This window comes from Thalassovita autumnalis (genome assembly GCF_001458255.1).
Taxonomy (GTDB): Bacteria; Pseudomonadota; Alphaproteobacteria; order Rhodobacterales; family Rhodobacteraceae; genus Thalassobius; species Thalassobius autumnalis.
On record NZ_CYSB01000008.1, the window covers coordinates 1 to 25670 of the forward strand.

General features: G+C 56.8%; 26 protein-coding genes. 11 read left to right on the plus strand and 15 right to left on the minus strand.

Features of this window, described 5'->3' with window-relative positions; translation table 11 throughout:
• Both TL5118_RS02495 and TL5118_RS02500 read left to right on the plus strand, forming a co-directional pair.
• On the plus strand, window positions 1-358 hold a 358-nt coding region (locus TL5118_RS02495; protein WP_242601712.1), incomplete at its 5' end, for a zincin-like metallopeptidase domain-containing protein.
• Window positions 355-558, plus strand: coding sequence for a hypothetical protein (locus TL5118_RS02500; RefSeq protein ID WP_058260716.1), 204 nt, complete (start codon window positions 355-357; stop codon window positions 556-558). The genes TL5118_RS02495 and TL5118_RS02500, both read left to right, overlap by 4 nt.
• 51 nt (window positions 559-609) lie before the next feature.
• Here the strand turns inward: TL5118_RS02500 and TL5118_RS02505 are convergent, their stop codons facing one another.
• Complete coding sequence (locus tag TL5118_RS02505) at window positions 610-849, minus strand: HTH-like domain-containing protein (RefSeq protein ID WP_058260717.1); 240 nt, start codon at window positions 847-849, stop codon at window positions 610-612.
• A 449-nt stretch (window positions 850-1298) separates the two neighbouring features.
• Here TL5118_RS02505 and TL5118_RS02510 point away from each other — a divergent pair, with 449 nt between their 5' ends.
• From TL5118_RS02510 to TL5118_RS02540, 6 genes are all read left to right on the plus strand, one after another.
• Complete coding sequence (locus TL5118_RS02510; RefSeq protein WP_058260718.1) at window positions 1299-1889, plus strand: helix-turn-helix domain-containing protein; 591 nt, start codon at window positions 1299-1301, stop codon at window positions 1887-1889.
• Window positions 1876-3684, plus strand: coding sequence for a relaxase/mobilization nuclease domain-containing protein (locus tag TL5118_RS02515; RefSeq protein WP_058260719.1), 1809 nt, complete (start codon window positions 1876-1878; stop codon window positions 3682-3684). Before TL5118_RS02510 ends, TL5118_RS02515 begins: the two co-directional genes overlap by 14 nt.
• Window positions 3677-5566 carry a type IV secretory system conjugative DNA transfer family protein gene (locus TL5118_RS02520; RefSeq protein WP_058260720.1) on the plus strand — a complete coding sequence of 630 codons (1890 nt, stop codon included), beginning with the start codon at window positions 3677-3679 and terminating at the stop codon, window positions 5564-5566. The genes TL5118_RS02515 and TL5118_RS02520 overlap by 8 nt, the downstream gene beginning before the upstream one ends.
• A gap of 184 nt (window positions 5567-5750) precedes the next feature.
• Window positions 5751-8030, plus strand: coding sequence for an AAA family ATPase (locus tag TL5118_RS02525; RefSeq protein ID WP_058260721.1), 2280 nt, complete (start codon window positions 5751-5753; stop codon window positions 8028-8030).
• Between the two features lie 132 nt (window positions 8031-8162).
• Window positions 8163-9341: a metallophosphoesterase family protein gene (locus TL5118_RS20820; protein WP_082638135.1), complete on the plus strand. Its 1179-nt coding sequence runs from the start codon at window positions 8163-8165 to the stop codon at window positions 9339-9341.
• An 11-nt stretch (window positions 9342-9352) separates the two neighbouring features.
• Entirely contained in the window at window positions 9353-12739 is a 3387-nt protein-coding gene (locus TL5118_RS02540) for an AAA family ATPase (protein WP_165590009.1), read from the plus strand.
• 86 nt (window positions 12740-12825) lie between these two features.
• Here the strand turns inward: TL5118_RS02540 and TL5118_RS02545 are convergent, their stop codons facing one another.
• The 13 genes from TL5118_RS02545 to TL5118_RS02600 all read right to left on the minus strand — a co-directional run bounded on the left by TL5118_RS02545 (window position 12826) and on the right by TL5118_RS02600 (window position 23636).
• Window positions 12826-13824: a TrbL/VirB6 family protein gene (locus TL5118_RS02545; protein ID WP_058260725.1), complete on the minus strand. Its 999-nt coding sequence runs from the start codon at window positions 13822-13824 to the stop codon at window positions 12826-12828.
• 20 nt (window positions 13825-13844) lie between these two features.
• A complete protein-coding gene (locus tag TL5118_RS20825) occupies window positions 13845-14021 on the minus strand; it encodes a DUF4177 domain-containing protein (protein ID WP_165590010.1) in 177 nt (58 codons plus the stop codon).
• A complete protein-coding gene (locus TL5118_RS02550; RefSeq protein ID WP_058260726.1) occupies window positions 14014-15009 on the minus strand; it encodes an ATPase, T2SS/T4P/T4SS family in 996 nt (331 codons plus the stop codon). Before TL5118_RS02550 ends, TL5118_RS20825 begins: the two co-directional genes overlap by 8 nt.
• A gap of 2 nt (window positions 15010-15011) precedes the next feature.
• Window positions 15012-16319, minus strand: coding sequence for a TraB/TrbI/VirB10 family type IV secretion system protein (locus tag TL5118_RS02555; protein ID WP_058260727.1), 1308 nt, complete (start codon window positions 16317-16319; stop codon window positions 15012-15014).
• Entirely contained in the window at window positions 16312-17007 is a 696-nt protein-coding gene (locus TL5118_RS02560; RefSeq protein ID WP_058260728.1) for a TrbG/VirB9 family P-type conjugative transfer protein, read from the minus strand. Before TL5118_RS02560 ends, TL5118_RS02555 begins: the two co-directional genes overlap by 8 nt.
• Before the next feature lie 3 nt (window positions 17008-17010).
• Window positions 17011-17661 carry a VirB8 family type IV secretion system protein gene (locus tag TL5118_RS02565; RefSeq protein ID WP_058260729.1) on the minus strand — a complete coding sequence of 217 codons (651 nt, stop codon included), beginning with the start codon at window positions 17659-17661 and terminating at the stop codon, window positions 17011-17013.
• Between the two features lie 4 nt (window positions 17662-17665).
• Window positions 17666-18445 (minus strand): type IV secretion system protein, encoded by a 780-nt coding sequence (locus TL5118_RS02570; RefSeq protein WP_058260730.1) that lies wholly within the window; start codon window positions 18443-18445, stop codon window positions 17666-17668.
• Window positions 18442-19590: a lytic transglycosylase domain-containing protein gene (locus tag TL5118_RS02575; protein WP_058260731.1), complete on the minus strand. Its 1149-nt coding sequence runs from the start codon at window positions 19588-19590 to the stop codon at window positions 18442-18444. The genes TL5118_RS02570 and TL5118_RS02575 overlap by 4 nt, the downstream gene beginning before the upstream one ends.
• Window positions 19591-19740: 150 nt before the next feature.
• Window positions 19741-22101, minus strand: a complete 2361-nt coding sequence (locus TL5118_RS02580) for a VirB4 family type IV secretion/conjugal transfer ATPase (protein ID WP_058260732.1) — start codon at window positions 22099-22101, stop codon at window positions 19741-19743.
• Complete coding sequence (locus tag TL5118_RS02585; protein WP_058260733.1) at window positions 22091-22369, minus strand: VirB3 family type IV secretion system protein; 279 nt, start codon at window positions 22367-22369, stop codon at window positions 22091-22093. Before TL5118_RS02585 ends, TL5118_RS02580 begins: the two co-directional genes overlap by 11 nt.
• Before the next feature lie 7 nt (window positions 22370-22376).
• The gene (locus TL5118_RS02590; protein WP_058260734.1) at window positions 22377-22667 is read right to left on the minus strand and encodes a TrbC/VirB2 family protein; all 291 of its coding nucleotides are present in this window, start codon (window positions 22665-22667) and stop codon (window positions 22377-22379) included.
• The gene (locus TL5118_RS02595) at window positions 22667-23245 is read right to left on the minus strand and encodes a lytic transglycosylase domain-containing protein (protein ID WP_058260735.1); all 579 of its coding nucleotides are present in this window, start codon (window positions 23243-23245) and stop codon (window positions 22667-22669) included. Before TL5118_RS02595 ends, TL5118_RS02590 begins: the two co-directional genes overlap by 1 nt.
• Window positions 23246-23309: 64 nt before the next feature.
• A complete protein-coding gene (locus tag TL5118_RS02600) occupies window positions 23310-23636 on the minus strand; it encodes a hypothetical protein (RefSeq protein WP_058243064.1) in 327 nt (108 codons plus the stop codon).
• A 193-nt stretch (window positions 23637-23829) separates the two neighbouring features.
• Between TL5118_RS02600 and TL5118_RS02605 the strand changes: the two genes are divergently transcribed.
• Window positions 23830-24087 carry a hypothetical protein gene (locus tag TL5118_RS02605; RefSeq protein ID WP_082638140.1) on the plus strand — a complete coding sequence of 86 codons (258 nt, stop codon included), beginning with the start codon at window positions 23830-23832 and terminating at the stop codon, window positions 24085-24087.
• Between the two features lie 274 nt (window positions 24088-24361).
• Here the strand turns inward: TL5118_RS02605 and TL5118_RS02610 are convergent, their stop codons facing one another.
• A complete protein-coding gene (locus tag TL5118_RS02610; protein WP_025054180.1) occupies window positions 24362-24775 on the minus strand; it encodes a MerR family transcriptional regulator in 414 nt (137 codons plus the stop codon).
• Window positions 24776-25068: 293 nt separating this feature from the next.
• On the opposite strand from TL5118_RS02610, the gene merF reads away from it, so the two are divergent.
• The gene (merF, locus tag TL5118_RS21735) at window positions 25069-25410 is read left to right on the plus strand and encodes a mercury resistance system transport protein MerF (RefSeq protein ID WP_306345409.1); all 342 of its coding nucleotides are present in this window, start codon (window positions 25069-25071) and stop codon (window positions 25408-25410) included.
• Window positions 25386-25610, plus strand: a complete 225-nt coding sequence (locus TL5118_RS21700) for a GDCCVxC domain-containing (seleno)protein (RefSeq protein WP_076400265.1) — start codon at window positions 25386-25388, stop codon at window positions 25608-25610. The genes merF and TL5118_RS21700 overlap by 25 nt, the downstream gene beginning before the upstream one ends.
• The last annotated feature ends 60 nt before the right edge of the window (window positions 25611-25670 follow it).

Consider the following 25670-nt stretch of genomic DNA (forward strand, 5'->3'; position numbering starts at 1 on the left):
AACAACAGGTTATGAGGAACGGCGCGGCATAATCCGAACCTCGGCATTATGGGCCTTATGCCGACATCGGCATAAGGCCCATTGGACCGGCAGCGAAAAGCGGCTGGAGCGGATCAAGAAGTTTGCAAATCGTGAAGCCTATGCCTTTGAAGAACTGGTCGCAGAAATTGGCGCTTGTTTTCTTGGTGCTCAGATTGGCGTCGCGCCGGAATTCGACCAAAGCGCCGCCTACGTTGAAGGGTGGTTGAAAGCGCTCAAAGAGGACAAACGGGCGGTTTTTCGTGCGGCATCTGAAGCGCAGAAAGCCACAGACTTTGCTTTGCAAGCAGCAGGTCAAAGCAAGGAGGTGGCAGCATGACTCCCGACTATCACAGCGATGATTTTGCGACGGCGCGTTTGGAAGATACCGTCAGCTTGCGAAGCGCCGCCCGTGAGGCGCGCGCCACGCTTTACGCGGTGTTGAGCCGGCTGGAACTGAACGATCTGGACGGCGAGGAGCAGCCCTATATCGACGATTGTCTTGGGGCTCTCGCAATCCTTGAGGAGGCGTTGCGATGACCTTGGAAGACATCAAAGCAGCAGTGGACGCGGGCAGCCGCGTTCACTGGGTCAGAGTTTGGCTACGTCCAATCCCGCTTGAATTAGGCGAGGGGCAATCTTTTTCATCTTGGCAAACTCTGTGCCGAAGGACGTTCCGATCCCCAGTCCTTCGCAGAACTCTTTCCCTGTCACGTTCTGAAGAACATTGTGGTGCTTGATAACTTGAAGATGCAGCTCGGCCACGTACCCGTTGCGCGGTGATTTTTCGAGTGCCTCGCTGATTGAAGCCAATGTTGTGTTGACAGCCATGATATCTTTCCTGTGCAATATGCATTTAGCTAAAAGCATATTGCACAAAGCAAGTCAAACTGAAAGTGCCCGATGGCGGGTAGGAGTATTGTGATGATCCAGCACTGATCGATGGCTGGGCGATCTATGTCCGAGTTGAGGCATCGGACGACCCGCAACAGCCCTTTGATCTACACGAGCTGCCCGACCATCAAACCTATACCAGCGCCGAAGGCGCGGCCCGCGCAATAGCGCTGCAATTGCTTGGCGATGCTGAGGCGTGGAACCACGACTAGTGGTGCCATGCCTTGCGCATGTGGCCGGGCTTTGCCCGGCGGTCGCAGCTTATGGCTGCTCCAAACGGAATACAGGCAGTTGATACAATATTATAATATTGAATCAATTATGGCGAAATGCCATAACAGAGCTGCCTGTATGATGCTGGCAAGAAATAGGGGTGATTACTTCACATGGGCCGACCGCGCACACCACGGCACAAGCGACTGACGCAGAAACAGCGTTTTGCCATCGTGCGCAAGCGTGCCGAAGGGGTGCCGATCGAGGATCTGGCCCGCGAATTCGGCGTCACGACCCGCAGCATCTTCTACACGTTGAAGGCCGATCAAAGCCGCAAACTCGACGCGCGCGTGCGCTCCGAACTGGTGAATGTCCGGCTGACGCCAAAGGAGCTTGCGGGCTTCGATGCGGTGCTGACACGGCATGATATCACCAGCCGGGCGGAGGGGCTGCGGCGGTTGATCCATGCCTCAAACGATCTCTTTGTCCCCGACGATGAACTGGCCAATCAGATGCAGGGGCTATCGGCCTCGCTCAATCGCACCGGCAACAACATCAACCAAATTGCGCAGCGCCTGAACGAGGCAAAGCGCCAGGGTAAGACGCCGCCTTATGGCAATTCTGCCCATGGCCAAGTGCGCGCCTTGGCCGGGCTGATCTTCGACATCGCAGACCAGGTTCAGGACATGGCGCAGCGCCGACGCAGCGCGCTGTCCGGCGAGGTTGCGCGCGTTCTGAGGGGTTTTGCCGATGGCCCGGAGTAACGCCGTTGCGGCCGCACAGGAGGCCTTCTTTGATCGAGACTGGAGCCGCATTCGCGGCAGCGTTCCGCGTGCCCGTGCAAAGCAGATGGCGCGCGCCGCCATGGGGCATTCCCCCGCGATCTTCAAAGCCATTCGCGACGGCGGAACGCACAACAAAACTCAGCTGCGTAACCAGCTGGAGTATCTAACCACCAAGTCGAGCTTCATCATCGACAGCCGTGGCACCTATGACGGCCAAAGCGTCTTGTCCGTGAAAGAGATCGAGCAGGTCACGCGCCGGTTTTCCGCACAGTGGAATGAGGGGTTCCATCCCAAACTGGGGCAGACCTCGCACCTCTTGATGGCCTTCCCAATTGGCACGCGCGGCGAGGATGTTGCCGAGATCACGCGCGAGATCTGTGAGCGGTTCTTTCAGGGCGAAGGCAGCCACTTTGACTATATCGCCGCCGTGCATGAGGACCGGGATCACCCGCATGCCCATATCGTACTGAACCGGCGCAGCAAGGACGGTGAATTCTTCTTTTTGAAAGAAGGGCACCACTTCAACTACGACAGTTTTCGCGAGGCGATGGTTGAGGTGTCGGACCGCTATGGGCTGAGGCTCGAGGCGACCCGAAAGCTTGAGCGAGGCATCACGACGAAGATGCCAAGCGACGTGGACCAACGTCGTGCAGAAGCTACGGGGCAGAAGCCGACCGAGCGAGAGCGCGTGGGGGCAGAGCTTGACCGTGCATTGGCTGAAGTCGCCCAGAACGCGCGGCTTTATCGCGGCCTGGCTGCCGAGGCCTCGCGCGAGAACCAGCATGACATCGCAGCAGCCTTGGACAAGGCTGCGACGCTTTTGGCGCAGGGCAAACCGATTGAAGCAGATGGAAAGGTATATGGCATGGCCGAAGAACAGCATTCCTTTGACGAGGTCGTGGATGCCTTTCACGACAAGATCAACCAGGCCGAACGCATTGTGGCGGACGCCCCAGTAGAGCGGCGCGCGGCGTTCGAGCATGAGCTGAACGACATCTATCGCTCTTTGTCACATCTCAGCCCAATGGGAGCGCAGTCCCACACCTTGCTCGAAGATGCCTCCAAGAGCGGGATCTATTCGGCCGCGAACATTCAGGCCGACGCCCAAAGTGCATTGCGGGATACAGCTCTTACCGAACGTCTTGAACAGGCTTTGAAAGGCACCGGCATTGACGCGCAGGATGTAGCGCGTCGGGTCGAAATCGGCGCGGGCAATGCCGCGCTCGAGCGGCAATGGCTTGGACAGGATTTGAAGGCAATTGCCGAGAAGGATGGCTTTGACCTGTCACGCGCCGATGAGCTTGAGAAAGCGATCGACCGCCTTGACCAGGTGCACAGTGATCTGGGCCGGATGTTGGCCAATGCTGAAGTTCTCAAGGACAGTGGAGCGGTGGAGGCCGACCGGGAGGAAGCCATAGTCGACGGGTTGCCGCCGACCACCTCTGACATCCTGAGCCGTTTGAGAGATGATCCGACCGCAGATCCATTCCGAAACGATCTGGAGCGCGAGACTTTGAGGGCCGAACTGGAGGATCTGGCCGGTGAAGAAAATACCCCGGACTTGGCAATTGGCGATGAGACCGCGCTGGAGGAACATATCGAAGACCGTTTGGACCGGCTCTATGCGGCTAAGGCCTATCTGCAGAGCGATGCCGCTCTGGCGAACAGTGTGGCGATGGAGCATGTCCTAGACGAGATCGCCAATGAAGAAATTGATGTTCAACGCGAGCGGCATGTCGATGCCGACGGCGAAAAGGGCGTGACGCATGGGTAAGGCGCGGATCGCACTCGGCGTCATGAGCTTTGCTCTTCTCGGCGCGGTGCTGGGGTATGTTCTGGCGTCGGCCTTTCTGACATTCCGCTGGTTCGGGGGCGGGGCGGATATCGATTTCCTGATGTTGGCGCGCAGCTATGGGGTTCTCCGAATGACCCATCCGGCCGATATGCAGATTGTTCACTTGATCGTGGGGATCAGCACTAGTGCCGGTGTTTTGCTCAGTGCGGTGTTGATGAACGATGCGCTGACCAAATTTGGGGAAACCCACTGGCAGCAGATGTCCGAGATGAAGCGGAACGGCTTTTTCGGAAAGCCCGGCCACGGCTTTGTCCTCGGCAAAATGGGTAAGCCTAAGAGTCGCAAACCCTTCGTGATGTCCAAGGTATTCCCCCATGCTTTGATCGTGGCCCCGACCGGACGCGGCAAGACGACGGGTTTCGTCATCCCAAACCTTCTGACCTATCGGGGCAGCGCGGTTGTGCTGGACGTGAAGGGTGAAAACTTCGAGGCAACCGCCCGCCACAGGGCTGCGCAGGGTTACAAGGTGTTCCGGTTCGCGCCAACAGATTGGAAGGATGGCCGCTCGCACCGCTACAATCCTTTGTTGCGCATATCGGCGCTCGAAAATGTCGACCGTCAGCAGATGGAGCTGCAACTCCTGGCCTCTTTGTTCCTGCAAGCAGATAACGACCGGGTTCAGGGACTCCTTGATGGCGGTGTCGATCTATTCGTGGCGGCGGGGCTTTTGGCGTTCGAGCGCAAGCGGCCGACCTTGGGCGAGATCTATCGCATCACCGCATCTGGCGGGGACAAGCAGAAGGAATATCGCCGCCGCGCCGACGAAGTGGTCAATCCCGCTGCCAAGCTAATCTTCATGCGCATGGCCTCGACCAACAACGACACGCTCACCTCTTATCTGTCGCTCTTGATGACGTCCGGCCTGAAGCAGTGGTCAAACCCCGCCATCGACCGTGCGACCGCAACGTCAGACTTCGATTTCCGCGACATCCGAAAGTCGCCGTTTTCGGTTTATCTTGTGGTCGAACCGCTGATGGTAAAACCGCTCGCGCCGTTGATCCGCTTGTTCTTCTCGGATTTACTGGCATCGCTTCAGGATCATGAACCCGGCAAGGACGAACCCTGGCCGGTGATGATCATGCTCGATGAGTTCAACCGCCTGGGCAAAATGCCGATCGTTCTGGACAGCATTGAAACCCTGCGATCGTACCGAGCCAATCTTGCGATCGTCACACAGACAATCCCGGCACTTGACGAGATCTATGGTGAAAACGCCCGCCGCGCCTTGCAGGGTAACGCGGGCATCAAGCTCTATCTGACGCCCTCGGATGAGAAGACCATCGAAGAGCTTAGCAAAGCCGTCGGCAAAACCACCAAGCGCGTTGTGACCCGCTCGCGCTCGGTCGGTCGCAACCCCTTCGCCGGTCGCAGTATGTCTGAACGGACCGAAGAGACCGCGCTGCTACCTGAGGATGAGGCGCGGCGCATGGATCTTGATGACATCGTTCTGGTGGTCGACGCGCAAATGCCCGTGCGAGCCAAACGGATCAAATACTATGAAGACCGGTTCTTTAAGCAGATCTTCGACAAGCAGACAGGCGATCTGCCATTTCCCTCAGCGGGTGACCAGATGCGCGGCCTACAAGGGCAGATCAAGGCGCTGGAGGCTAAGATTGGCGCGCTTGAGATGCCTAAGGTGGTTGCTGCTGAGGTATCAAAAGTTGGTGGGGAACGGCGCGAAGAGATCGAAAAACTGGCGTCTTACGGGCAGGGCGTGCAGTCCAGCGATGAACCTAGTCTGGATGATTATCGGTCTGGAACAGAAAGGGTGGATCGTTTTTTGGAAGATGCGTTCCGGTAGTTTGACAGGGAGGTTTTTTGCACAGAAACTCTCAGGCTCGATGTACAGTCAGTTTGGTGAGCTATGGCGTCTTAAGTCATCGAAGACACTCTCTCGGGGTTGCGGTTGATGGATGGGGGTACAATTTTGGCGCGAGTTTTCGGTTGCCAGTTCACTGGCCTCTGACACATAGTGAGAGGTGGCAATGAACTTCATTGTAAAATTTGAGTATTTGGAAATTTACATGATCCAACACTTCTTAAAGATTGAAAATCTTGGCGTTTTTTCAAACTACAAAAAGCCTGCGGGGATGGAACCCTTTAAGCGATTTAACTTGATCTACGGGCTCAACGGCTCGGGAAAGACGACACTGTCCCGTTTTTTTGCAGACTTGAACACGGGACAAGCGGAAGGTTTCCCCAACCTCAAGTACAAGATCAAGACCGAAGATGGAGATTTTCAACAGGGAGCCCCCTATTCGCGCAAGATAAGAGTATTCAATGCGGAGTATGTGGATGCCAACATTGGCAAACTCGAAGGCACGCTGAATCCAATATATGTCATAGGTGAAGAAAATAAGGCGCTTGCTGAGACTGTGAAGTCTGACGAAGCTCAGCTTGCCTTGCTGAAACAGCAGCTTGAGGAAAAGTCGTCTGAAAGAGATAAGTTGGTAAAAAAGAAGGGGAAGCTCTTCACCGATGTGGCCCCAAAAATTACCGAAGCCTCCAAAGGGGCCGTCACTAGGACTTATAACAAACGAAACGCCGAAAAAGCCTATGGTGAAATGTCCAGTGCCAAGCAGCTTTCCATCGATGAGTTGGCCGTCACGTCTGCGGAAATGAAACAGACTGCTCTAGACCGTTTGGATGAATTTCCAACTGTTAAAATGGAAACTCATAAAGGTGAGCAAACTCTCTTTGAGGCGCTAAAACTGCTGAGAGACGTAATCTTAAACCTCGGGCGAAAAAGTGCAACATCTGCTGCAATAGAGCGCATAAAAACCAATCCCGAATTGGCGGATTGGGTCGAGCGTGGGAGAGATCTTCACGATAGGAAAGATGACCAGATTTGCGAGTACTGCCTGCAAAAAATCCCCGAGGACCGTGAAGCGGAGTTAGCTGCACACTTCAACGAATCTGATAGTAAACTAAAGTTAGAGATCGAGAGTGCGATTTCCTCAGTTCGTACAGCCAGAGACAAAATTGAACGTATTAAAGGCTTGAGTGAAAAAAATCTTTACCCTGAACTTCAGGAAGAATTCTCAAAGAATTCAAAGGTCCTTTCCGAAGAACAAGCCCAGATACTGTCAAACCTGAAAGAAATGGATGAAGCGCTTAAGGACAAGCTCACTAGGCGTACAGAGAGCTATGAGGTGATGATTTCCGCACTCAGCAGTTCAACCTGGGATGCGGCAGTAGAAGCACTCAACACACTTATCAGACGCCACAATGCAGAAACTGATGATTACCAGAATCGGCTCGACAGTAATTTTTCGAAGATCGAAACACATTTCTTGTCGGCGATCCAACAAGATGTTCAAGATGTTTCAGATGAAATCAGTGTCTTGGATGGCGAGATTAAGGCGTGCATTGACGGTGATGCGAAGCACAGCACTCTGGGTACTAAAGATCTAGAGACACGCATTAAAGACAACCGAGCTAGAATATCTAACTCCCATCAAGCTGCCGCTGACTTGTCTCAGAAACTGGCCTCTTTTTTGGGCCGTGATGATCTAAGATTTGAACCTGAAGGAGAGGGTTATCGAGTAATGCGTTTTGGCCGAGCGGCAAAGAGGCTAAGTGAAGGCGAGAAAACAGCCATCACCTTCCTGTATTTCGTTGTCGGCTTGAATGACCAAGATTTTGACCTTGAAGATGGGATTGTTGTGATCGACGATCCGATCTCCAGCCTAGACTCCAGTTCAGTTTATCAGGCCTTTTCCTATTTGAAGAGTGCAGTGAAAGATGCGCGGCAAGTCTTTCTTTTGACACACAATTTTGAGTTCCTAAAGCTTCTTCTAGGATGGTTTACCTATGGAAATCAGAAAGATAAGTCGTATTGGATGCTGCACTGCACCAATACCAGTCCTGGTGCCAGAGAGACCGACCTTAAGCCGTTGGATAAAGTTCTCATAGAAAACCGAAACGAATATATATATCTGTTTAGAACTCTTGCGGAATTTGTTTCAGATGGGACGATTGCTCAGTCTTATCCAATCCCAAACATAGCAAGAAAAGTGCTCGAGACCTTTCTAGACCAGCATTCTACCGGAAAATCTTTTTTCAAGAAGCTGGAGAATCTTGACTATGATGAGCAGATCAAGTCATCTTTGTATAAGTATACCAATGACTTATCACACCCGACGATGTCGGGCCTTGACCCAGCATTGGTTGGAGAAACTCAGACAAATATTAAGCACCTCTTAGAGATGATCCAAACCGTTGCACCAGTGCACTACAAGGCTCTTACGGGTGCGGAAAGTTGATTTGGATCGATCTCGAAAAGTTGGATGGTCTTACCCCTATTTGCGAGGGAGGCACTACGATTTCAGGCCAACTGCGAAACTGTTGCATCGGGGTAAGAGCCGCACCATTCGCGGAATACGGACAGAACAATTATGCGCCTACTAGTTTCAGCTGACACTCACCTCGGATCACCCATAAGATCTGTAGCACTGCGCAATCCCGACCTCGGAGATCGCTTGAAGCAGGCCAGCCGTGATGCCTTTGTCGAGATCGTTGATCTGGCGGTATCGGAACAGGTCGATGCGTTTGTGCTTGCGGGTGACATTTTTGACAATGGTTACCCGGATCTTAAGTCCCGTGCTTTCCTGATAACTCAGCTGGCGCGCGCCGCAGAAGCTGGGGTGCCTACGGTACTGATCCGGGGCAACCACGACGCGCTTTTGGATCACAATGCTCATGGAGACTTGGGGCCAAACATCCATCTTTTGCACAAAGACGCTCCTACCGTCGAAATCGGTAATGCTGCGTTCCATGGCCTGTCTTTCGATACGGCGCATGTGGCAAAGAGCTTCCTACCGGACTACCCAGTTCCAGTTCCGGGAAAACGAAATATTGGTCTTATGCACACCTCGCTAGATGGTGCCCCAGGTCATGATCCCTATGCGCCTTGCGCTGAACAGGACCTGATGGGGCACGGTTTCGATCTTTGGTGTCTCGGGCACATTCACGCACCGTTTGAGCGAGTTGATGGATCGGTTCTGGCGGTTATGCCTGGTATCCCGCAACCGCGTCATTTTGGCGAGCGTCACGGGGGAACTGTGACCTTGGTTTCGATGGGGGATGGGGTCCCGGAATTTGAACGCCGAACGGTTGGGCGACTTGGCTTTTCTGAATGCTCTCTAGACCTAAGCGCATGTTCTGACCAACAAGAGGTACTTAGAAAATTGCGCGACGGCTTGATGACCGCGCAATCGCTAGGGCGCGATATAGCTGTGCGACTTAGCACTACTTCGGATCGATACGGTACTGAGCTTGTTACAGAACTGGCGTCAGAAGTCCTAGACAGTATTAATGGCGTATTCCTCGACAAGGTTAAATCGGCACCGCCGGTCAGCCAATCCAGTGCCGAGACTGATGATTTGGTTCGCTTGATGCAGGAGGAATTGACCGAAGATGGTTTTCGACAGGCCGCTCTCCAACAGCTCGAAGAACTGCGTCTAGCTATGCCGTCAGAAATCACAGACGAGTTTGCTGAGGACAGATTGGACGCACTTCTCGAAGAAGCGATTGCGGAAGTCTCTCTAAATCTGCATGCGGATATTTCCCAATGAGATTGAACCGGTTGGATCTTATCCGTTATGGGCGCTTTAAAGATGCCGATATTTGTTTTCCAAAACCGGCCGATGGGAAGCCTGATGTAACGGTGGTTTTCGGACAGAACGAGGCAGGCAAGTCTACCGCTTTCAATGGTTTTCTGGAATTGCTTTTCGGTTTCAAAGGCGGGGCCCATCCCTACGCTTTCCGGTTCGATCGAAGTGATCTTGTGGTGGGTGCTGAACTTGATCTGCCTGAACGTGGAACCACCGTATTGCGTCGCAACAGCAAGAGAACCCAATCACTGCTGGACTCGAACGAACGCCCTATCAACGAGGCGATTTTGTCTGGAGCTCTGCACGGCCTGACTCGAGACACCTATGAGGAACGGTTTTCACTCAATGAGAAAGGTCTGCGAGAGGGCGGCGAGCGAATTGCCGGAGCGCAGGGTGACCTTGGCCAACTCCTGCATGCAGGTCTCTCCGGTCTGACAGGGATGGCTCAAACTCTGGATTCCTTGGCCGAGCGAGCAGACAAATTCTACAAGAAACGTGGTCGGGGTACGGTATTGAAGACCGGCAGTGATCGCGTCAAAGAGATTGGTCGCGAATTGCGTGCTGATCACTTGACGACTGAGCGAGAGTGCAAACTTCGCCAAGATCGTGACCGGACAGTAGCCGATTTCGAAACTGCCGATGCTGAGCTTCGACAAGTTTATCAACGACAAGCAGCGTCGAAGGCTGCGGAGTTATGGTATGTTCGGACCGAGAAGATGGGGCAACTGACTGAAGCCTTGGCCGATTTTCCCGGCGGTCCCGACCTTGCCCCCGATGCGGCAGAGCGTGTCGCTGGCCTGGTCGAGAAAATCGCGGCTCAGTCGATCCGAGTCACTGAAGCGGAAGAAGAAATCGTCAAACTAGATCAGATCATCGATGACCACCCAATCGACAACTTGGCTCAGCCTTTGAAGGCAGAGTTGGAACGGCTTGATCAACTAACTTTTGATGGTGCACCGCTTTTGGGGCGCGCGAGCACCGCGAAGGCTGACCTCGACCGTCGCCGCGAAGACTTGGACAACCTCGGAGAGCAAATAGACAAAGTATTGGTTCTCCTCGAGGTGCCGGATGCGCCGCCGTCCACAATCACCTTAGAGGCAAATGATTTGGAAGACATCGCCACCGCAGTGCAGGAGTGCTTGACGGCCAGTCTTTCAGCCAGTGCTGCAAAGGAGGCCGCTGAAGTCGCTCTCGTCCAACATGGCAAAGCGCCCTGTGAGCCGCAAGATTTGACGGCTCTGAGACTCGCCTTCGAAAAATGGAAAACCGTAGCGGATGTGTCCGCTTTCGAAGTTGCTCATGGCCAAACTTTGGCGCGCCTGACCAAGGTCGCAGCTGGTCTGCCGCAGTCTTGGATGGACCTTGTTGCAGCAGGCTTACCTGCGCGAGAAACGCTCGAAGAAGTCAGTCAGGATTGGGCAACCCTAACTGCCGATCTTGCGTCGGCCCGGAAAGACCTCGAGGCCCGTGTAGCCGAGTTGGTGGAGGCGCGGGCAGATCTAACGACGCAAGAGGCCGCACCTGACGCCGTTGACATCGTCAAGACCGAAGAGACGCGGCGTCAGCGTGATATCGAATGGCAGCAGCATCGGGGCGATCTGACAAGTGAGACGGCTGACCAGTTCGAGGAGGCGATGTACGCTGATGACAGCGCCCGAGCTCATTACCTTACGGGGGCTGAGGCTCGGCAGCGGCTGTTGGCCGCACAGGGGAAGGTGCGGAGCGCTGAAGCCCGGCATGAAACTGCAAAGAACCGTCAAGACGACTTGATTGCGAGACATGACCGCTTGTCAGAAAGCTGTTCAAGATTGGCGCTGGCACTGGGGTTTGAAGCAGGCACGCCCCCTTCGGCCTTCAACGCTCGCCAACAAGCTCTGACGACGGCGGCCGAAGCCGCGGCCGATGTTTCCAATGCTGAAAGAGCGTTGAAAGACCGTCTTTTGCAACAAGCGGAGGCTTACGATGCATTGACTGGAGCGGCGCGTCCCCTTGGGTATGATCCCGCGCAAGGTGATCTGCCCACTCAAATTCAGAGAGCGCTCACGTTGGAAAAAAGCGATCGCGAGGCTTGGGCCAAATGGCAGGATGGCAAGAAGACCATTGCTGAGTTGGAAAAAAAGGCTGAGCAAGCGAGCGACGATCTCGACTTCGCTTTGAATAAGCTTGAACAGTTAACTGTTGCGTTGCCGTTGCCGGATTGTTCGCTTGATGGTATTCGAGCCGCTTTGCCGCACCTTCGGAGCCTGCAGCAGCTTTATGGAGAGCATAGAAAGCTCTCAATGCGGATTGGGGCCTTGGAGCAAGCGATCGCTGCGCTGGCAGATAGCGCAGAGCGCTTGATCCGAATTCTGGGGGATCCTGAAAACGATGCAGATCCTGTCCAGATCATCGACCGCGCTCGCTCGCGTCAAGCTTTGGCCGTGCGGGCAGACGAAAAACGGGAAGAGGCGGTTCTGCGACGGGATGAACTTGACCGTTTCAAACGTAGCGAAGAGACGGAGCTTCAGGACGCGAACGCCCACCTAGAATCTTGTTTCGAAGGGCAAGGACGTCAGGACTTGATGCCTCGCGATCGTGTTGCAAAGTTGGTTGAACGTGATCGTCTTCGAGCGGAAAAGGCAATTGCGGCACGTGAACGCCAAAAAGCCCGAGAAGGAGTCGATGCCGATCTTTTCGCCGAGGAACTAGATCGGATGCCTGACGCCACGCGCCCGACAGAGCTGGAACAGGCGCAGCAAGACGCACAGCTCACCCGGGACGCCGCCCGCGATGCTCAGCGAGAAGCTGACCGTCTATATCGCGAAGCTTTTCAAGCCGCCGACCGCAGCGACCTCGCGACCGAACAAGCGACACTGCTGGAAGAGCTACGGAGCGGCGCGCGTCAGGCGGCTGTGGCTAGACTCGGAGTGCTGGCGGCACGAGGGGCGCTGCGTCGCCTTGCGGCAGAGCGGCGCGGCAGCATGCTGCGCGACGTCGAAGAGGCTTTCGTCACCATGACCTCCCCGGCCTGGACCGGTGTTGATGTCTGGACACAGTCCGAAGGCGAAAAGCTCGTCGGTATTCAGCCAGATGGAAACACGGTTCCTGTGGAGCAGATGTCGACGGGCACAATGGGTCAGCTGTACTTTGCGTTGCGTCTTGCTGGATATCGCAGCTTTGCGCGTGACCCTGGCCCACTGCCGATGGTCCTGGACGATATCATGGAGACATTTGACGATGTGCGGGCACGAGCGGCCTTGCAACTCTGTGCCGAGATCGGCGCGAACGGACAAGCAATCCTCTTCACACACCACGCGCATCTGGTCGAGTTGGCAAGAGACTGTATCGATGGGGTGGCGATCGTAAACATGCCAGACTGAACTTTAGTCTGAACTAATGACGAGACTGCCGCGCAAAACCCTGGAATCTGGCTGTAGCGTTCTAAGGCCAACTTGCCCCATGACCATTATTCCAACCGCTTCGCCCGTTCAGCAACTCTCTGAACCATCGAAACGGTCGCGCCACCTGCCTGCCGTATCCCAGCCCCCGCGATCTCAGCATTCGATCTGGTCCCAAACCTTGCCCGCGCCCGTGACCCCTTGGTTCCAATCAACCCTTTTGCGAAGCCGCCAGGACCCGGAATGCTTGGCGGTCCGGCCATCATGAAATTGCCTGAGATGGAGCGCACGATCAGCGGGGTGGCGATGATCATGCCGCCTGCGAGGAACATCATCATAAAGAAGGGCACAAGTGCACCGATGTTGCTCGCGCCAGAGGGATCTCCGAGTTCGGTCATCAGCGAGCGCGACATCCCGACGACGGTGGAAAACACGCCTGCGATCACGAGGGGGTAGAGCGCGTAGGATACTGTGCTGGACAGCCAGCGGTGGAAATAGTCCTTGCTGACATCAAAAAGCGAAAGCGCGATCATGATGGGGGCGATGCCGATCATGAAGGCCAGCATGATCTTGGCGAAGATCAGGACCAGGCCGCAGAGCGCGCCGATGACGCCTAGTAGGAATGCGCCGATCGCTCCGATCAGGGCTCCGGCCATCCAATGCATGTTGTCTCCGGCGGCATTCAGGTAGTCGCCAAATTCCTCGATGAGATCGTCGAAGGCCTCGGCAAAGTAGGTTGCACCCGCGCCGCCTCCGCCAAGGCCTGCCACCATGCCGCCCGCGAGCTGGTCGAGCCCGTTGATAAGGGCGCTGGCTACCGCGTTGAATTGGACCCAGTTCATTGCGAATAAAGAGATCAGCATGAGCTTGAGGGCGAACCAAAAGGCGGTTCGCCCATCCATCGATTTGTACTGAAACACCATGTTGAGGAAGACGCCGATCACGGCGAGCGTGGAGGCGACCGCAATGACGCCGCCAAGCTGTCCGGCGACGTTGCCAAAGGTGGTTTGGGCTGCGTCTTCCAGAAAATTGTCGGTGGTCTCTACCATCCAGGTGACGACGCCCATCGGATCTTCCTCGGTCTGCTTTAGGCGCTCGCGCCGGTGCGTCGTTTCATGAAGGCCTTCAGGATATGCTCGCCGTCAAAATCCGGCACGACCGAGACCAGCTCCCAGCCGTCTTGGCCAAGAGCCGTCAGCTGCGCTTCGATCTTCGGTGGCTTTGTCTTGGCGGTGTTGATCTGTTCAATCTTGTATTCAAACATGAGCTGTTTCCTTTGAATGGGCCGGATCAATCGGCAGGTAGAATTCGGTGATGCCACGTGTGCCTTCATAGCGACCGGCCTGGATGATCACATCGATCGAGCGGGTGATGTAGTCGTTCATGTCCTGGTAGGTCATGGGCACGTCAGTTTTCAGGGCGGCGATGGCGAGGCGCTGCACGGCCAGCTGAGGGGTTTCAGCATGCAGCGTGGTGAGTGAGCCACCATGGCCCGTGTTTATGGCCTCCAGGAAGGTCATGGCCTCTTTGCCGCGCACTTCGCCTAAAACAATCCGGTCCGGCCGCATTCGCAGGGTGGAGGTCAGCAGGACATCAGCGCTGCGTGTGGCTTCGTCGCGATCAGACATCAGCGTGACGACATTGGGCTGCGTCGGACGCAGTTCAGCGGCCTCTTCGATCGTGACGATACGCTCGTCGGCGGGCACGAAGGAGAGGATTTTACGTGCCGTGACGGTCTTGCCGGTCGAGGTGCCACCAGAGACGATCATGTTGAGCTTGTGCGTGACGCAGAACTTGATCGCCGCATCGATGTCGCCGGTGGCCACGACATCGCGCAGCTCGGCGTTGCGCTTGCGCCGCGCACCTTCATTGTTGCGTTCTTTGCCGAAGAGATAAGACAGTTTGATCTGGTCCAATGGTAGGTCCGCAAAGAACCGCAAAGAAATCGCATAGCCGCCATCGACAGCGGGGGGCTGAATGACTTGCGCGCGGATTGGGCGGTCACGGTAGGTGATGCTGACCGACACGATGGGCTTGGTCCGGCTGAGCGTGGTGTTTGCGGCCGAAGCAATCTGATTGCCCAGGTCTTTGATTTCGTTGGGCGAGAGCGGTCGATTGACGGACCGCATAAAGTGATCCCCCTGAAACTCCGCCCACAGCGTGCCGTCGGGGTTGATGCAAAGCTCGATCAGCTTTGGATCACGCGCTTCGGGGATCTTGTCCATCGAGCTTTGCAGATAGCTGGCCGCCATGATCAGGAAATCTCCAGATCGCGATCAACCATCACGGTGACACGGGCACCTTGATCGACATAGATCACGGGCGATACAGAGAGATATTCGCCAATCACGCTTTGCGCGCTGTCCTGAAGGTCTTCGCCAATGCCCTCGAGCACGTCCGACGCAATCTCATCTTCGGTGTTCTGGGCTGCCACGGCGGGCAAGGCTCCTATCAGCGATATCAGGGCGGCTGAACCGAACCGCGTGCCAAAACGGCTATCGACAAAACCGGTAGTGCCGGACCGCCCCAGTTCATCGCCCCCGAAGGCGCTGATTTCGACGGTCTGGTTGCTGGGCAGAATGATCCGGTCCCAGGCGATCGTCACGCGTTGCTGTGCGATGTCGAGGCCGGATTGATACCTCCCGATCAGACGCGCGCCGCGCGGTATCAGAACTCGTGATCCGTCATAGGCGTGGACGTCTTCAGACACCATCGCACGGACCTGACCGGCGAGCGAGCTGTCGATTGCGGTCTCCAGGACTGCCTGGATCATCGTGCCCTGAACAACCGTGTTTGACGGGTTCACAATCAACTGGGCCTGCGTTACCTCAGCGGGTTCAGCGCCATTGCGGACGAAGTCTGTTTCGCCATCAAGCCTTCGCTGCTGCGCGGGGGTTTCATTGTTGCCGTTACCCGATCCGCCAAAGGCGATGATTGGGCTGGCGATGCGGGCTTGGAGTTCGTCAAGTTCGGCTTGCCGCCGTCGTTCCAGCTCCTGAAGGCGCAGTTCCTCGGCCGTGGGGCCGGTTGGTGCGGGCGTGCGCGGGGCTTCCAGGCGTGCAAGCTCCAGATCGTTCTGCAGACGCTGGATTTGCCGCGCGCGTTCTTCCAACTCCTCGCGCAAAGCGGCTTGCGTTGCTGTCGCCTCGCTGCGCAGGGCATCGATCTCTGCGCCCAAGGTATCCAGCGCGTCTGTATTGACGGTCGGAGCCTCAGGTGCTGGCGCGTTGCGCAGTGCTTCAAGTTCGGCCCGCATAGCTTCCATTTGCGCGCGTAGCTCTTCTGTTTCGCTGTCTGGTTCCGGCGGCGGGGTAGTGTCAATCGGTGCAGGCGTGGACTCGAGCGCACCAAAGCCCGGTCCCGCCGCTTGGAATTCATCCGGTGAGGCGGTTTCCAGGCTTTCGGGTTCAGAGCCGCCAGAGAACAACAGCAAGAGACCACCAAGGGCTGCGATTGCTCCGATGCCTAGGGCAATCGTGACAACAGATGGCGGTGCATTTCGGTTTTGTGGTTTTCCTTCAAGCGCTTCGAGCCGCTTCTTAAGCTCAGCTGTTTCACTCATCGGGGTTTGCCTCGCTCATCTCTTGGACGCAGATCTCATCCTCACCGAGCCTGAGAACCCATCGATCGCTGACACCTGACACACGGATCACGCCGTCTGGCCTTGCGAGAGCATTCACGCTGCGCTCATTGCCAGCCGACCAGCGAAAGATTGCGGGCAACGGCGCGTTTGCGGCGAAGCGGAAATAGGTGAAGGTGCCGTCATCCCAAATCTCGCGTGGGGTAATCTCGGATCGGGCGCTGACGCCATAGGCGTGGTTTGCAGGTTGGCTTGCGGCCCCTCGAGATTGCTGGGGAGCCGCCTCAGGATAGGTGAAACGGATGACGTAGAAGGTCGGCGAACTCGCTTCGGTCACGTTGAAATAATAGCTGCGCCGGTTGGTGTAGACGGTGATGTTGGTATGCGCGCCGCGTGTGACGGGCTTGATCGCAAAAGCCTGACCACCGGGCACGCCGTCCAAAAGGAAGCCCTCGGTATCGCCTGCAATGATCGAGCGGATGGTTTCGCCCTGGCCAAACTCAATGCTGGTCACATGGGTCAGGCTGGTGCGGATGCGATAGACCTGCCCATCCTGATAGGTGGCCAGCCGGACGCGGGCATCATAGGGGCCTTGGCGCGGCTGGGTTTCTGCATAGGCGGTGCCAGCAAGCGGAACAAAGAGGGCGAGGATCAGGAACAGGCGGCGCATGGGTTACTCCAAACGATCCGAGCGGATCGCGTATTCTGTGACAGTGAAGCCGAAAGGGTTCTGCCAGACGTCGTCGATCGACCGGCTGTTCTCGGGCCGAAACTCAAACATCAGAGTTGCGGTGAAGAGCCCGTTTTGACTGCCGCGCGGCGAGCTCAGCCGCTTGCGCAGACGCACCTGGGCACGGTTGGCGCTGATATGGGTGATCGAAAGCACCTCGACATCAAGCCGGGCATCTGTGCCATAGCTGTCCGGCGGATAGGCCTCATGGCCGCTGGTCCAAAGCGCGCGCAGCCCGGCGGCGGCTGCGCTGTCCGACTGATCCAGGACCCGCCGCACGCGCACATCATTGTCGAGCTGATTGTATGTCTCTCGATCAATGACGTAGCGGTAGACCTGTGCCTCGATGATAGCGGGGCGTTCCGTGAGTGAGACGGCTTCAACCATTGCATTGGGGAGGGCCATGCCGGTTTCGCTATCAAAGGGCACGATCATGGGCGGCGGGTCCACGTCGAACAGGGCAACGAGGGCAGCGGCGAGGCAACCTGCCATGCCAAACGCCATGCCTGTCAGCCCCAGCTTCTGCCACATGAGCTCGCGTCGTCGTGCGCCGTAGACGAGCTCCTCTTCGATGATTTCTGCCTCGCTGTTCATGGCATCAGTCCGCGCGAAGCTCTGGCAAGGTGAACTCCATATAGCGGCGCTCTTCGGCCAGCGTGGCGGCATCAACGACGCCAGATTGGCCCGCGCCGACGGTTTGAATGGCTTCGAGCTCCCACATGCGTGTCATGGCAATGGCCAGCTCGGCCGTGACGCGGGTATTGTGATCAACCGCTTCCTTGAGCGTTTCCATGTCCGGGATCAATGAGACCAGCTGTTCGACCCGTTCGAGGGATTGCGCGGCCTCTTCATAGCTGTTCTCAGCGGCAGCTGACATCACGGCCCCAGTGCCCGCCTGGCTGGCAATGCGCTCCGCCCCCGGATTGCCGCTGCTGGCCATGTCAGAGAGGGTTTCTTGGTCAAACCCTGCATCCTCCAAGGCTTGCGTCATGCGCCCTTCCATTTGTGGGGCCGCATTGCCGATCAGGCCACTGAAGTCACCGCTTTGGATTTGCCGGATGGTGCCAAGGAGATCACCGAATTCCTGATCGAGAAGCCCGTCGAGATCACCGCCCATGGCCATTTCAATGATATCCGTCGCGCCGGTCAGCGCGGCGTAGGTCTCGTTGAGCGTGTCGAGTTGCTGTTGTACCAGGTCTAGCTGCTCGAGAAGCGTGTCGAGCTGGTCGGTCTGGATCCCGAAATCCTCCAGCATCTGCTGCAGTTGACGAATTTCCTGGGCGATGTTGCGCGTGTCGACCGTGGGGACACCTTGAGCAGCTACGGGTGAGGCAACCAGCAACGCGCAGGTGGCAACAGTAGAAAGAAAACGGATCATTGAAGTGCCTCCAGATCGAATTGCATGAAGTCTTGTTCGCGTGCCTGTGCGGCCGCCATGGCCAGCTCGGCCGCGCCAAGCGGACGGGTATGGGCGGCCTTGAGGCGCGTGCGAATTGCGATCAGGCGAGCGAGTTCGGCCCGCGCATAGGTGTTGAGCGACATGGCCGCGTGAATGTCGTCGGTTTCGCCGATGCGGGTGATGATGTTCTGCACCCGAAGCGCAGCCGCTTGCACCGAGACCATGGAATAATCGCCATAGACCCCTGCGCCGAAGGAGGTGAGGCTCATGGTCGAGTTGGCGAGCAGAACAGGATCAATGGTGCCGAGCGCGTCAACGCCGCCCACGCGGGCAAGGTAGAGATTGTAGCGCTCGGGGATCACCTGAACGTAGTGCTGGGTCTCAGCGAAAGGGGGCACGCCGCCGTAGCGTTGCACATTGCCCGGACCGGCATTGTAGGCCGCCAGCCCGTGAATGATGTTGCCGTCAAACATGGCCAGCATCTGCGCCAGATAGCGCGCGCCGCCAGTGACCTGGATGTAGGGGTTTTCATAGTAGGCCGGATAAATCCCGAGATCCTGGGCCGTGCCGGGCATGATCTGGGTCAGGCCGAACGCACCGACAGGCGAGCGCGCGCCGATGGTGAAGCGGCTTTCTTGCCAGATCAGCGCCTGCAACAGACACCGCCACTGCTTGGGCGATAGACCCGCTGCGCGCACGCCAGACATGTGGTGCGTTTCCTGAGCCGCGCGAATGATCAGCTCTTCAATCGAACCTGAGGCATCGCCGAACATCTGGGCTGCGCCTGGGTTTGGGTCGACCGAACCATAGAGCGTGTCTGCGGCGCTTTTAGGTGATGAACCAGCTTCCAGGCTTGCGACCAGTGCGCCTGAGTTCCCGCTGGCAAGCGTCGAGGCATCGAGAATGTCTTCTAGCGCCTGGAGTTGTTCTTGCTCGAGCGCCTTAAGCTCTTCTTCTTTGGTCAACCGATCCCGCTGCAGCGCCAGATCTTGTTCGCCTTGCTGCAGCACGCGCTCGCGCTGCAAGAACATACCCGCATCAAACGTGGGAACGCCTTGGGCAAAGGCCATTGGTGCTGCGAGCGACACCAGACCTGCAAAGATATGCGGACGGAAGCTATTCATGCAGCGAACCAATCGGCCCGAGCAGCTCGAAATTGCAATTGCTGCGGCTGACCTCGGCAAACGAGTTGAAGCATTCAGCTTCGGATGGCCGGTATTCCGTGCAGGCTGTCAGGGTCAAAAGGGTGAGGGTCAGCACGCAAAGTCTAGGCATTAAATCTGTCTCCAAAAATCGGGGTTTTGGCGGTAATCCGCGCCAACCAGCGCTTCGCCTTTTTCCATGCCGCCAAGGATCGTGAGATAAGGGCCGAGCGCGCTGAGATCGGCATCGATCACGACCGAGCCTTGATCATCGCGCACCAGTGCCAGACGGGAGTTGCTGCCGGTGCCGAGCAAAACACTGAGCTCTTTCTCAGAAAGGCCCAGCATGGTGTAATCACTGGCCGAGGCCCGAATGTTAGGAAGCAAAAGCTGCGTCGGCACAGCCTCGACAATTGTTTTGCCAGTTCGAGTTTTCTCAAGCTGGCTTGCGTATTGGGTCATCATCACGACGACGGCGTTCTGTTTGCGCGCCGTGACCAGCCAATTGCTGAGCCGATCTGCGAAATACGGGTTGTCGAGCGCCTTCCAGGCTTCATCAATGATGATTAATGTCGGCTTGCGGTCCTCGATTACACGCTCCACCCGCCGAAACAGGTAGGACAGGACCGCCATGCGTTCTTTTTCGCTTTCGCTGTCGAGAATCCCGGTCAGGTCGAATCCCACCACATCACCATCGAGCGAGAAGGTGTCCTCAGAGCTTTGACCGAAGATCCAGCCATATCGGCCGTCTGCGGTCCATTCCTGTATCCGCTCAAACAGATCCCCTTCATCCGCCCCGGCGACAAAGAGCGAGGCCAGATCCTGCCAGTTGCGTAGCGCGGCATCGCTGGCTCCGGCGTTCTGGCGCACCACTTCCTGAATGCGGTTGATCTGGACCGGGCTCAGGGGCTTGTCGGAGCGATGCAGCAGCGTGGCTAACCAATCAGAAAGCCAGGCTTGCCCGCGCCCGTCAATTTCTGTGCGGAGCGGGTTCAGTCCGGTGGCTTCACCTGCCTTGATGGCGCTGTAGCGCCCGCCATTGGCGCGTACGGCCATTTCCATGCCAGCGCGATAGTCGAAGACAAACACGCGTGCGTCGCAGCGCCGGGCTTGGGTCATGAGGAAGGCTGACAACACCGACTTGCCGGAGCCAGGACGACCGAGGATCAATGTGTGTCCACCGGTCGGCTCTTTGTCCGGCTGACCTGTCTCATGGTAGTTGAACAGGAAGCCCGAACGCTCCGGCGTCGGGAAGAGAGTGATCGGCTTGCCCCAAGGCACTTTGTGTCCGGGTTTGCCCAGTTGACCGCGATGCAGCGCTGCGAGATCGGCAAAATTCGTGTTGGTGATGGCGGCCTTGCGGCTGCGCATCTGCCCATTGCCCGGATGCTGCGCGAAATAATGCGTCCGAGCTGCAAAGCTCTCATTGACAAGATTGACGCCTTCACTGGCCGCGATGTTGCGTACCTCGGAAGCGATGGCTTCCAGCTTTTCCTCGGTCTCGGCGAAAACCGTCACCGTCATGTGATGGTCGCCAAAACTGAGGCGCTTGGATTCCAGATCGTCCAGCGCGTCTACCAGTTCTTCGGCGAGTGAAATCGCGCCGTCATCGCTGGCCTTCATTAGGCGCTGTTGGCGCTTGATCCGGCTGGCCATGATGTTGCTGTTGATCGGCGTGAAGGAGTGTGTGACCACCATGTCGACGGGCAGGTTCAGCTCATCGAACATGGTGCAGTTGGTTTTGGCCGGATAGGTCTTGATCGCAAAGCTGGTGCCAAACCGCTTTCCCGCTGTCCCGTCGTCGAGCGCAAAGCCGCGCCCCTGAAACGTGACACGCGTATTGGCCACATCATCGGCAATGACGCCAAAGCGGGATTTCGCGAAGAGCGGTCGCTCTTGGCCAATATTGAGTGCCCCGAGGAACCCGAGTAATTCGCCGCTTTCAGCTCCAAGAAGGCGCGGGCTCATCTCTGCGAAAGACGAGAGCAGAAAACCGACGACCTCCTCGAGCTTGCGCAGCTGCTTGGCTGTCTGGTCTTTCAACTGTGCGATCGAGTCTGAACGCTTCAGGCGCAGCCGCGCGCCCATGGGAGGGCGTTTCAGCACCGTGAGCGTGAGTGTCTTGTCCCGCAGACCCGCCTGCGCCATGGCCACCTGCCAGCGGGTGTCCAGCGCTTGCGCAAACCCTTCCTCGCGAACCGGTGGCAAAGCAGTCTCGATCGCTTTTGAAACCTTGTGCACGTAGAAACTGTACTCCGGCCCGATCTGCGCAATGATCGCTGCAAAGAGCGCGCGGATCTTCTCCAAGTGCGCGTCATCGCTGGTCATGCTGTTGACGCCATCAAGGCGGATGCACTGGAACAGGGCATTGCCGCGCGTGCGGATCGTCACGTCATTCACGAGGCTGACATAGGGCAGCATGCTGGCCATAGGGCGCTCTTTGCGCGCCCAGTCCGGTAGCGTCGCAAGATCATCCGAGGGGTTATGGAGCATAGCTGTCCCCCGAATGGATCTTGCGGTTCGGGGTGGGCGGCGTTTCCTGCAGGGTGGTGACCATCACCTCAAGAAAGGCAGGATCCCAATCGGCCGCTTTCCAAAGTGCGGGATAGGCCAGAGCGGCGATGATGATCACCGGCCAGCTTTGGACCCAAAGAAACAGCAACACAAACCCGAAGAGCCAAACCATTGCATACATGATTGGTAAGCCGATGAGCTTTGGCGGCCGGATCAGGCCCAGGAAGAGGCGGGTTTGCGTTGCCATGCCGGATTTATGCGCCCCAGATGGCGGTCACGATGGTCGGCGCAGCTGCGATGCCTGCGATAGCGACCAGCACCCAAAGAGCCTGGCGGAAATCCAGAATGCCAAAGAGCCAGGAGAGGAACACGCCAATCAGGGCCAGGGTGCCGATCACAATGCCCAAGGGGCCGGTGATCGTGTCGACAATGCCTTGAAGAAGGTTCTGCACCGGGGAGAGATCGATGCTCTGTGCAAGGGCCGGGTTGGCAATCATCAAACTGGCCAGAGCCAGCGACAGGATCGTGCGGAGTTGTGTGTGCATCAGGAGGCTCCAGTCAGTCGGTCACGCACGGCCATGACCCGGCGCACGTGATTTTGGGTTTCTCGGTAGGGAGGGATGCCGCCATAGCGCGTGACCGCGTCTGGTCCCGCGTTATAGGCAGCGAGCGCGAGTTCGGGCGTGCCGAACTGCGCCAGCATCATCAGAAGGTAGCGGGCTGAGCCGTCGAGGTTGGCCTGCCAGTCATGCGGATCCACGCCGAGCTGCGCGGCCGTCGCGGGCATCAGCTGTCCAAGGCCAATCGCGCCTGCGGAACTGCGCGCATTTGGGCGATAGGCGCTTTCGATCTCGATATTGGCTTGGAACAGCGCCTGCCATTCGGAAACGGAGAGGCCAGCACGGCGCAGCGCGGGGTGCCCGCCATAACGATGCGCCGTGCTTTCAATGGCTGACAGGACTTCGGGGCGGGGAAAGGCGCGGGCGGGTGCAGGAGGCGGAGCTTCAGGCTCAGGCGCTGCAAAAACGATCAGCTCTGGCGGGTTTTCACCAATCCCGTCGACATAGCTTTGCGCAAAACCTGATTGGGGGGATTTGGTCTCCAGCTGGCCATCGGCTCGCATGGAAAGCACGAAGCCTTCGGAATAGGCCGGGGCAGCTAGGAATGCTGCGAAGACGGCAAGTGGCTTAGCCCGCGTCGTCCAACTTGTGAGAGGCGATCTTGCCTTCGAACATGGGGATCGAGACGATCGAAACACCAAGCCCGGCGAGGAAGCTGGATAAGCCGTTGATTGTCTTAAACTCTCGGGCCGCCATGTTGTTACGCGCGGTGACGAGCAGGCGACGCGTCTCGCCATCTGGCGAGACGCAATGCACGGTCCAAACTCCGGACCACTGAGCACCTGTACGTTTGGGCGTAACCCGGCACACAACATCCGCCGAATGACCCTCGGCAAGTAGTGTGCGCAGCCCGTCTTCACTGACAACATTAGGGGCGTCTTGCATCAAATTCATAGGATCGAGCCTTGCAGAATTGTGCATTGGCCCGGCAGTCCCTCATGGACTACCGAACCGATACAATATTATAATCTTGCAATCAATAGGTGCAATTTGAGTTGTTGCGCCCTTCATGCGTTGAAACAAATTTACTGCAACGGAGTGGCTGAGCCAAGATAATATGGGGCTTTTGAAACAAACATGCGTGGCTATGGTCGTTCTGAGCTGGGGATCTGCCGCGATCGCGGGCAGTTGTTTGCCGCCTGCGCCGCCGTGGATGCCGACCGATGCCGATGACGTGCAGGCCTATGCGGATCTGTTGAAGCGCGATGCGGAGGCTTATTTTGCGGATGTCGAGAATTATTTCCGTTGCCTAGATCAGCAGAGGCGAGAGGTCTTCGAGCAAGCGCGCGTGGTCAGTGGAGACTATGCGCGCGTTCTGGAATTCCTGAACGACATGAGGAAATGATACCCGTCCTCAAGTCGAGAAAACTGCCGTTCAACAAAGCTGCCGCGAAGGTCGCCAACGCGGGACCTAGCCGACCTTGCGTAATTTTGAATCGACGGCCGGTTTCGGTGCATCGCGACACCCGCCGATGAAGTCGGTTTGAGATTGATCCGGTGTATGCATCGCGTCAAACTAGCAAGAGCAGCCGTTCGAGCAAATTTTAGCGAAATTCACCTTCAGATGATTGAGTTGCAGGACAGAGTTGCGGTTTGCGAAGCAAAAACTTACGGCTGCATTACTCGCGTAGCCCGTCGCCAAAACCATCCTTCATCAGAGCGTCCAGCATTGGACAGGCTGCGGTTCCATCGTCGCAATTCTTGGAAAGGCTCAAGAGCGCTTCTCTGAGGCGAGTGAGGTTCTCTATCTTCGCGTTTATTTCACCCAAATGGTCCTCAGCCATGGTCTTCGCTTCACCACAGGATCGGCCCTTTTGTGCAGTGAGCGATAGAAAAGTCTGTATGATTGAGATCGGGAAGCCCAAATCGCGACAGCGGCGCACGAACCTGAGTTTGGCAATCTCAGCGGACGAGTACAGCCGACGTCCACCTGCTGATCGCCCCGGCTTCGGAACAATCCCCTCTCGTTCATAGTAGCGGATCGTTTCGATGTTCACGCCGCTTTGTTCCGACGCTTTGCCGATGGTGAACATTTTGCTTGCTCCTGTAGTCACTACAGGAAGTAGAAAAGCAAAATGGATTTGAATGCAAATCAACAACCGGTGGCGAACTCTGGCGTTGCTTCCAGGCTTGTGATGCCCTTCGCAGCACTTCTGGCGCTGTTTTCGGCGTCGTGCTGTGTTTTGCCTATCGGCCTTTCGATACTGGGCCTAGGTGGTTCATGGCTCACCATGCTTGGGCCATTCGTCGCTTACCGGGACTTCATTCTTGTCGGAGTCGCGATTGCCCTCGTTTGGGCATGGTATCGGGTGCTTCGGCGCAGGCCATGTGCAACGCGCAGGCGGTCCACAATCGTCTGGACTACAGTCGCGTCCATCGCCTTTCTGGTCGCGCTATCTTCGCCCATGTGGGAAGCATCCGCACAGCGTTTTATGTGGGATTTGTGGAGATCGACACAATGAAGAACAAACTATTGGCCCTAGGAGTGGGTGGCACGATCTTGGCCGCGCTCTGTTGCTTCACACCGTTACTGCCGGTCGTACTGACAGCGCTTGGCCTGACGGGCTTACTTGGCGTTGTTTACAACGATGCCGTTTTGCTGCCGATATTGGCAGGATTTCTAATTCTGACGGGGTACGCGCTATGGCGACAGAAGAAACAAAAGTAGTGCTGCAATCTACTCTCACCTGTCCAAATTGCGGACACGTCGAAACTGAGACTATGCCGACAGATGCTTGCCAATGGTTCTATGAATGCAAGTCATGTCAGTCAGTCTTGAAACCGCTCGAGGGGGATTGCTGCGTCTATTGTTCTTACGCAACTGTTCCATGTCCGCCGATTCAAGAAGGTAAGTCCTGCTGCGCCTAGGGGCGATTCAGGCCTCGCGCAGCTGAAGGGTCAACGAACCTTCGAAAAGCCTCTTAGCGA

Excerpts from the sequence above, each read along its gene's own strand:
- TL5118_RS02605 (WP_082638140.1), top strand. The coding sequence starts at position 23,830 with ATGGTCGTTCTGAGCTGGGGATCTGCCGCGATCGCGGGCAGTTGTTTG.
- TL5118_RS02610 (WP_025054180.1), bottom strand. The coding sequence starts at position 24,775 with ATGTTCACCATCGGCAAAGCGTCGGAACAAAGCGGCGTGAACATCGAA.
- TL5118_RS02570 (WP_058260730.1), bottom strand. The coding sequence starts at position 18,445 with ATGATCCGTTTTCTTTCTACTGTTGCCACCTGCGCGTTGCTGGTTGCC.
- TL5118_RS02590 (WP_058260734.1), bottom strand. The coding sequence starts at position 22,667 with ATGCACACACAACTCCGCACGATCCTGTCGCTGGCTCTGGCCAGTTTG.
- TL5118_RS02510 (WP_058260718.1), top strand. The coding sequence starts at position 1,299 with ATGGGCCGACCGCGCACACCACGGCACAAGCGACTGACGCAGAAACAG.
- TL5118_RS02500 (WP_058260716.1), top strand. The coding sequence starts at position 355 with ATGACTCCCGACTATCACAGCGATGATTTTGCGACGGCGCGTTTGGAA.
- TL5118_RS02555 (WP_058260727.1), bottom strand. The coding sequence starts at position 16,319 with ATGAGTGAAACAGCTGAGCTTAAGAAGCGGCTCGAAGCGCTTGAAGGA.
- TL5118_RS02505 (WP_058260717.1), bottom strand. The coding sequence starts at position 849 with ATGGCTGTCAACACAACATTGGCTTCAATCAGCGAGGCACTCGAAAAA.
- TL5118_RS20820 (WP_082638135.1), top strand. The coding sequence starts at position 8,163 with ATGCGCCTACTAGTTTCAGCTGACACTCACCTCGGATCACCCATAAGA.
- TL5118_RS02565 (WP_058260729.1), bottom strand. The coding sequence starts at position 17,661 with ATGAACAGCGAGGCAGAAATCATCGAAGAGGAGCTCGTCTACGGCGCA.
- TL5118_RS20825 (WP_165590010.1), bottom strand. The coding sequence starts at position 14,021 with ATGTTTGAATACAAGATTGAACAGATCAACACCGCCAAGACAAAGCCA.
- TL5118_RS02545 (WP_058260725.1), bottom strand. The coding sequence starts at position 13,824 with ATGGGCGTCGTCACCTGGATGGTAGAGACCACCGACAATTTTCTGGAA.
- merF (WP_306345409.1), top strand. The coding sequence starts at position 25,069 with ATGTGCAACGCGCAGGCGGTCCACAATCGTCTGGACTACAGTCGCGTC.
- TL5118_RS02595 (WP_058260735.1), bottom strand. The coding sequence starts at position 23,245 with ATGCGAGCCGATGGCCAGCTGGAGACCAAATCCCCCCAATCAGGTTTT.
- TL5118_RS02585 (WP_058260733.1), bottom strand. The coding sequence starts at position 22,369 with ATGGCAACGCAAACCCGCCTCTTCCTGGGCCTGATCCGGCCGCCAAAG.
- TL5118_RS02515 (WP_058260719.1), top strand. The coding sequence starts at position 1,876 with ATGGCCCGGAGTAACGCCGTTGCGGCCGCACAGGAGGCCTTCTTTGAT.
- TL5118_RS02580 (WP_058260732.1), bottom strand. The coding sequence starts at position 22,101 with ATGCTCCATAACCCCTCGGATGATCTTGCGACGCTACCGGACTGGGCG.
- TL5118_RS21700 (WP_076400265.1), top strand. The coding sequence starts at position 25,386 with ATGGCGACAGAAGAAACAAAAGTAGTGCTGCAATCTACTCTCACCTGT.
- TL5118_RS02520 (WP_058260720.1), top strand. The coding sequence starts at position 3,677 with ATGGGTAAGGCGCGGATCGCACTCGGCGTCATGAGCTTTGCTCTTCTC.
- TL5118_RS02525 (WP_058260721.1), top strand. The coding sequence starts at position 5,751 with ATGAACTTCATTGTAAAATTTGAGTATTTGGAAATTTACATGATCCAA.
- TL5118_RS02600 (WP_058243064.1), bottom strand. The coding sequence starts at position 23,636 with ATGAATTTGATGCAAGACGCCCCTAATGTTGTCAGTGAAGACGGGCTG.
- TL5118_RS02560 (WP_058260728.1), bottom strand. The coding sequence starts at position 17,007 with ATGCGCCGCCTGTTCCTGATCCTCGCCCTCTTTGTTCCGCTTGCTGGC.
- TL5118_RS02575 (WP_058260731.1), bottom strand. The coding sequence starts at position 19,590 with ATGAATAGCTTCCGTCCGCATATCTTTGCAGGTCTGGTGTCGCTCGCA.
- TL5118_RS02550 (WP_058260726.1), bottom strand. The coding sequence starts at position 15,009 with ATGGCGGCCAGCTATCTGCAAAGCTCGATGGACAAGATCCCCGAAGCG.